Below are 7,161 nucleotides of genomic sequence, written 5' to 3' on the forward strand. Positions count from 1 at the left end.
CTTTATTTTTTCATATCAAAAATCAGCCTGAGACCTTGCAAAGTAAGATCTGGATCTGTTTTTTGTATGCTTTTTGAATATTGACTTATCAGCGATGACCAGCCGCCTGTACCAATAACCTTTGGTACTGTGGAAAATTCCCTCTTTAATCTTTCTACTATGCCGTCTATCATTGAGCTGAATCCGTACACAATCCCTATTTGTATGCTCTGAGTAGTGTTCTTTCCAATAATTGACGTGGGCTTTGAGATCGCTGCTACCTTCGGCAGTAAGGCAGTATCTCTGTAAAGCGCATTAAGAGACATTCCTATGCCAGGACATATTACCCCTCCCAGGTATTCACGTTCTTTAGATACCAGATCAAATGTAATGGCTGTTCCGCAATCAACAACTATTGCAGGAGCTCCATACAGGTTATATGCAGCTACAGCATTGACTATTCTATCACTCCCAACCTGAGAAGGTGCAGCATATGTTATCTTTAAACCGGTTTTTGTCTTATAGTCAACTACCAGCGGAACGATGTTAAAGTATTCTTTAGATAGTCTTATGAATAATTTCGTCATGTCCGGTACAACAGAAGATATTATAAAACCTGTTATTTCATCTTTCTTAAGATTTGATTCAATTAGAAAATTGTTTAACTTTTTGAAATAATATTCAATATCATGCTTTTTTTTTGTTTCTATGCATATTTTAGATACCAATAGGTCATTGGCAAATACGCCTGCACTAATACTTGTATTTCCTACATCAACGGCAAATAACATACTCAATTGTTCCCTCTGTAATACGTCTGGATATACCGGAATCTAACCTGAGAATCAAGGCGCCATCAGGGTCGATTCCAACTGCTTGACCTTCTACAACCTCATTTTGCAAAATCGCTCTGACTTGTTTGCCAAGAATAGAAGACATTTCTTTCCATTCCTCAAACAGCAGACTTCCTTCTCCCTTTTTTAGATATAAAGAAACCTTCTCTATTTCAAATAACACTTTCTGTATGAGCTTCACTCGTGATACTTTCTTAGCGCATTCCATTTTTAACGAGGTAGCTTTACCACATAAATCACTTGGAAAATCATCTTCATCTAAATTCACATTTATTCCAAAGCCTATAACTATAAAACCAGTTTTCGTTCTTCTTTTTTCTATAAGAATTCCACAAACTTTTTTCCCTCTTATTACTACATCATTTGGCCACTTAATATAAGCAGGTAGAAATGTTGTCTCCCTTATTGCCTTACAAATAGCAACAGATGCTCCAATAGTGAGCAGATTTAGTCTTTCTGAAAGCATATTTGATTTCAATATAATTGAGCACAGAATGCACTTTTGTGGCAGAGAAAACCACACTCGACCTAATCTACCTCTTCCTTTTGTTTGCCCTTCTGCTAGAATAACAACACCTTCTGTATTATGTCTTTCAGCCAACGATAACGCTACATCACTTGTGGAAGATGTTTTATTATAAATATATATTTTCTGCCCTATTATCTGGGTCCCTAGACCAGCTTTGATTGTGTCTTCAGAAAACTCTTCCATATTCCATATCCAATTAAAAATTAAGAATTAAGAATTAAGAATTCTTAATGATATATCCATTGATTTTGCGGAATGAGTTAGCTTGCCAACAGAAATTCTATCAACCCCGCATTTTGCTATCTTTTCAACGTTATCAAGAGTTACATCTCCGGAGACCTCTATCTCTGGTAAATTTTTAATTTTGAATTTTGAATTATTAATTAAGGAAACCGCCTTTTTGATAGTCTGTATGTCCATGTTGTCCAGCATGATTATATCCACTTTGGATTGGAGCGCTTCCCTAAACTGCGATAAATTCTCTGCTTCTATCTCAATCTTTATGTTTTTGGGAACTTTCCTTCTAATAGTCTGCACAAGTTCCTCTATATTCCCATTCGCTATCTTTAGATGATTATCTTTTATTAATACCATATCATAAAGCCCCATTCTATGATTCTGCCCTCCGCCAACGCTTACCGCATATTTTTCTATATCGCGCAATCCGGGAGTAGTTTTTCTTGTGTCAAATATTCTTGCTTTATAAGGTTTGACTTTTTCTACATACTCTCTTGTTAATGTTGCGATTCCTGAAAGCCTTTGCAAAAAATTAAGAGCTGTTCTTTCTCCAGCCAAAATGGGAGTTACATGTCCTGATAATTCAGCTATTACATCCCCTTTCTTAACCTCTGTTCCATCCTTAACTAAGAATTGGAAGTTAATCTTATTATCAAGTGTTTCAAATACAGCCTTTGCTATTTCCAGTCCGGCAATTACTCCCCGCTGCTTTACTATAATTTTAGCTTTAGCATTCCTCTTTTGAAAAGCACAAGCTTCTGTAGTAACATCCCCCTTCCAAATATCTTCTTTTAAGGCTGCAGTAACAAGTTCCTTAACTCTATTTCGTGATATGTTCATATAACCTCATATATACCTTCTCTGTTCCTTTAACCATTCTGGACACGTTAAACACTGTTTTTACTCGCCCCAGTCCCCTCTCCCCCATTTCCTTTGCCTCTTCTTTATTGGAGAGCAACTGTATAATAGCATCTGCCAGTGCTTTTGGATTCTTAGGTGGGGCAAGAATACCTGTTTCTTTATCCACAACAACTTCTGGTATTCCGCCAGCTGTTGTCGCAACAACTGGTAGCCTCATTAGCATCGCATCCATAAGAGAAGTGCATAATCCTTCAAGATGAGAAGGAAGAACAAAAAGGTCCATTATTGATAATAATTCACCAATATCTTTTCGAAACCCGGTAAAGATTACATTTTCTGTGATATCTAATTCCTTAACCTGTTTTTTCAAGGCTTCTTCCAGTTCCCCTTTGCCAATAATGAGAAAAACCGCATTTGGAAATATTTTTAACACCTCAGGAACAGCATTAAGTAGATATTTATGCCCCTTGTGATCCGTCAGATGCGCAATTGTACCAATAATCGGCGAATATTTTGATAAATTAAACTCTTCGTGTAAATATTGAGTATTACCTATGCTGCCAAATTTTCCTATATCTATTCCGCTGTAAACAACATTTATTTTGGTCTGAGAAACACCTGCATTTATCAGTATATTTTTAATAGCATTGGATATTGCAATTATCTTATTCGCAAGATAATTATATTTTATGTTTGAAAAAACATTACGTGCAACCCCAAAATCAACCCTGCGCGTGACAACAAAAGGAACCTTCTTTATCTTTGCAGCAATTGCTCCAATTGTGTGTGCATGAGATGTATGCGCATGAACAATATCTATTCGTTCATCGGTTATTACTCTGCAGATACCTCTAATAGCCTTAAAATCCAATTCTCCCCGCATTACTACAGGACACACTCTGAAATTATTGTTAATAGCCTTTCTTACCAGCACGCTATTTGGCTGAACGGATACAATATTTTCGTGATTCCTGTCTCTTAAGCCATTCATAAGATACATCATCTGGACTTCCCCGCCCCTCCAGCCACATTCTGTATTTATATGAAGAATATTCAAAGCTTATCCTTTTATTTTAAGTTCTATGCCTGAAACCATAAAATACACTTCATCTGCCATGCATGCGATGAGTTGGTTGCATCTTCCAGCAATATCTCTGAATTCACGTGCCAATCTGTTTTCAGGGACTATGCCCAGTCCTAACTCATTACTCACCACAATAAGTGTAAATTTGGAAGTTTTTACTGTTTTTAATAGCGTCCGAATATCCCCAAGAATGTGGTCTTCCGCCCCTTCAACACCGAATTTATGTATCATATTAGACAGCCACAATGTGACGCAATCCAAAATAACAGCACCTTCAAAGTTTTTAAATTTGTTTAAAATGTTAATATTTATCGGCTCTTCAACTGTCTTCCATGTCAGGCTTCTCTTTGATTTATGCTTCTTGATTCTGTCCGCCATCTCTTTATCCATGGCTTCTGCAGTAGCCAAAAAGATAACATCCTTTCCAAGTGTTGATGCTAATTTCTCTGCAAAACTGCTCTTACCACTTCTTGCCCCGCCTGTAATGAGAACTATTTTAGCCATAAGGAATTCCTAATCCAACTCACCTACTGTTGCTACCTGTCTATATTTAACATCTTCAAACTCATTAAAATGCGCATAACCGCATTTTATTTTTTGTTTCTCAGTAATTCTTAATTCCTGCCCCGCTGATTTTGTTTCAGCCACAAAATAAACCGTCTTTTCGTTCTTTTTTATTAACGCCCAGTCGGGGTTATAACTTCCGATAGGTGTTTTAATTTTAAACCAGAACGGCAGTTTAAAATAGAATTCAATATCATCCCTGTTTTCACACTCTTTTGCAAACTCGTATTCCACATTTGAATCAAGCGCTACCAGCTTACTGTAAATCGTCTTATCTTCTTTCGATATTTCAAAGGTTAAATCATTGATATGTATCTCGTAATCCTCGAACAACCTCATTTCATATTCTTTTGAGCCGATTTTTTCATATTTGATACCGTCAATCATTAAATCATTAAGCACCTCATTTATAGCCTTGATTGAATTATCAAGAAAATACTGCGGATTAACTAACACATCGCCTATTCTTCCGGATCTGACAAGAATTCCCAGTATCGTAGAACGGGTCAACTCTGTTCTTTCCTGGATATATGACAATAAATCCGGTATCTTAAAAATCCCGTCAAGCGAACTAATATAAGATGCCTTTGGTTCGGCCACAATGCCGGCATCATCAAATTCCAATACCGTTTTTGTTGTTTTAATTACCGTTTTTTTTACGGCTGGCATTTCTTTAACGGCTTTTGCAGCCTTTTGAATTAATTCTTGTGTTTCATAGCGTACGCTGTATATAGTCTTGTGTTTAATTCTGTCCCGGATTTCTTTAAATTTCTCATCCAATTCAAAACCTTTGCGGTATTTGACCGTTGCTCTTTTTTGTTTGTTCTTAATTCGTCCTTTAAACGAAACTCCGCAATCTTCTTCAATCTCGGTTTGCAGCTGCTTTGCAAAGTCCTCATAAGCTTCATTTGCTACAACAGTCAGACGGTTAATATTTCTATCCTGAATTCTGACACCTTCCTGATTGACGGAAAGTCTTAATCCTCTGCCTATTTCCTGCCTTTTTTTAAGTTCGGACTTCGTTTCATTCAGAGTGCAAATCTGAAAAACATTCGGATTGTCCCATCCTTCTCTTAAAGCGGAATGACTAAATATAACCCTTAGCGGCTCATTAATATCCAGAAGCTGCTCTTTGTTTTTCATAATAAGTTTAAAGGTATCGCTATCAGCCTGAGTATTCCCCATTGTATCTTTCCATCTGCCTTTCTTATCAGCCGAGAAATATCCGTTATGGACTTCTTCCGCATCAAAGGGAATTACGCCTTTAAATACCGGTTTGCCTGAGATTTCCCTGTAAATTTCTTCAAACCATTTTGCAAATTTGCCTTTAACGGGCTTCCCGTCATTGTCATAATCGCGGTAATTGGCAACTCTGTCGATAAAAATTAAGGAGAGTACTTTTATGCCCCTGTCCTTTAATCTTTTTCCCTTGAATAAATGTTCCTCTACGGTCTTTCGTAATTGAGTTTTCATAACCTCATCGCTAAGACCGCCGAGAGTATCGCCTGTGAATACTGTTTCTCCGTTTGAAAGGTCAATAAAACCTTCCTCAACATCAATGCCGTTTACAATATACCCGTCTTTATATATTTCCCTTTTACAGGAAAGCTCGTATAAATCGTCGCCGACTTTTGCAGTAACGGCTTTTCTTTTCACGCCGTCCTTTGTATTCACATCAATGCTTATTTTTGCGGAAGTTTTTGTTTTGGTCGCGCTCGTTTTTTTTAGAGAAACATAAGCCTCATTAAAATCATTTTCAGTAACAACCGAGTCAACCTCTATCTGTTTAACCAACCCGAGGTCATAAGCTTTTACCGGATCAAGACTGTAAATCATGTTATAGCGGTTTATGTGTGTAGCTGAATAACGCAATGTGCAAAGCGGATTCAGATTTTCAATGGCTTTTTTTCTTATATCCGTTTCCATATTCTGCGGTTCGTCCACTATTACAAACGGGTTTGTCGCCTGTATGAATTCAATCGGGCGCTTACCCGTCAATTTATCATTAGGTTTGTTGATTATATTTTCATCTTTCGCAAAGGAATCAATATTGATAACGAGAATCTGAATTGTATTGCTGATTGCAAAATTCCTTAAATTCGAAACCCGTTTTGAATCATACACCACGAAGTTTACGGGAACTTTGTCATATAAGCTTTGAAAATGCTCAAAGGTAATTTCAAGATTTTTTAGTACGCCCTCACGAATGGCTATTGAAGGGACAACAACAACAAACTTTTTGAAGCCGTATTTCCTGTTTAGTTCATAAATCGTTCTGAGATAAACATAGGTTTTGCCTGTCCCTGTTTCCATTTCAACGGAAAAATGCATTCCGTCAAGTTTATTTGATACCGGAATTTCGTTTTTCTCCTGCATCGCCCGAACATTTTTTAGTATTTGCTCATCTGCGATTGTAAGCCGGTTACCTATACCGCCGTCCGGCGATAAAAACCCTTCGCTTTCAATGGTAAAACTGAAATCGCCCGTATTTAATGGCTGTCCTTCAAATATGCCGACAGTAGAATTTATCGCATCAATCTGAAACTGCTGGTTGGGGTCAAAATGGAGTTTCAATTTAACTTCTCAATATTCTTGGAAAAATCAAACATTAAGTGATAAAGTTTTATTTCTTTTTTCTTAATATCATTATGAATCGAATAATATTGATATCTAAAATCTTTAATAAAACCAACAGATGTTAGTTGCTTTTTAGTATTTGCATCTGCGAAATTATTGCTTAATAATCTGTTAATGTTTTTGATGTTGTTAGCGATATTCATTTGTTCAACTACAAAGCCAATCATGCCGTTTAAATATTTATTTGTTGAATACTGGCCACTAACAAAGCGCATAATACCATTCTTGATGTATTCAGCGTTAAGCCCGCTTGTTCCATTAAGGTTTTGATTATCCGTTATAGTTTAGTTATAAAAAGTTGATCTTTTCAACTTTTTTTGCATTTTTACTTTATACGTAGAAACGCCACGACAATTCAAGCTCTCTGCCACCTCCTTTCCAGCTTGATTGATATTGATATATAGTATCATTTTTTT

Annotated in this window: 7 protein-coding genes; all 7 read right to left on the reverse strand. The window is 36.6% G+C overall.

Features of this window, described 5'->3' with window-relative positions:
• Nucleotides 1-2 precede the first annotated feature (2 nt).
• Genes Q7J67_10215 through Q7J67_10245 form a run of 7 tightly spaced genes read right to left on the reverse strand, consistent with a single transcriptional unit; the run spans nt 3 to nt 6,888 of the window.
• Nucleotides 3-770, reverse strand: coding sequence for a type III pantothenate kinase (locus tag Q7J67_10215; protein ID MDO9465653.1), 768 nt, complete (start codon nt 768-770; stop codon nt 3-5).
• The gene (locus tag Q7J67_10220; GenBank protein ID MDO9465654.1) at nt 754-1,545 is read right to left on the reverse strand and encodes a biotin--[acetyl-CoA-carboxylase] ligase; all 792 of its coding nucleotides are present in this window, start codon (nt 1,543-1,545) and stop codon (nt 754-756) included. Before Q7J67_10220 ends, Q7J67_10215 begins: the two co-directional genes overlap by 17 nt.
• A 27-nt stretch (nt 1,546-1,572) precedes the next feature.
• A complete protein-coding gene (gene nadC / locus Q7J67_10225) occupies nt 1,573-2,439 on the reverse strand; it encodes a carboxylating nicotinate-nucleotide diphosphorylase (GenBank protein ID MDO9465655.1) in 867 nt (288 codons plus the stop codon).
• Complete coding sequence (locus tag Q7J67_10230; GenBank protein ID MDO9465656.1) at nt 2,420-3,517, reverse strand: glycosyltransferase family 4 protein; 1,098 nt, start codon at nt 3,515-3,517, stop codon at nt 2,420-2,422. Before Q7J67_10230 ends, nadC begins: the two co-directional genes overlap by 20 nt.
• Nucleotides 3,518-3,520: 3 nt before the next feature.
• Nucleotides 3,521-4,048, reverse strand: a complete 528-nt coding sequence (cobU, locus tag Q7J67_10235) for a bifunctional adenosylcobinamide kinase/adenosylcobinamide-phosphate guanylyltransferase (GenBank protein MDO9465657.1) — start codon at nt 4,046-4,048, stop codon at nt 3,521-3,523.
• A gap of 9 nt (nt 4,049-4,057) precedes the next feature.
• Nucleotides 4,058-6,682 carry a DEAD/DEAH box helicase family protein gene (locus Q7J67_10240; GenBank protein ID MDO9465658.1) on the reverse strand — a complete coding sequence of 875 codons (2,625 nt, stop codon included), beginning with the start codon at nt 6,680-6,682 and terminating at the stop codon, nt 4,058-4,060.
• Nucleotides 6,679-6,888 (reverse strand): hypothetical protein, encoded by a 210-nt coding sequence (locus Q7J67_10245; GenBank protein ID MDO9465659.1) that lies wholly within the window; start codon nt 6,886-6,888, stop codon nt 6,679-6,681. Before Q7J67_10245 ends, Q7J67_10240 begins: the two co-directional genes overlap by 4 nt.
• Nucleotides 6,889-7,161: the final 273 nt, after the last annotated feature.

It is taken from the genome of bacterium (genome assembly GCA_030652805.1).
In the GTDB taxonomy this organism is placed as follows: Bacteria; JAHJDO01; JAHJDO01; order JAHJDO01; family JAHJDO01; genus JAHJDO01.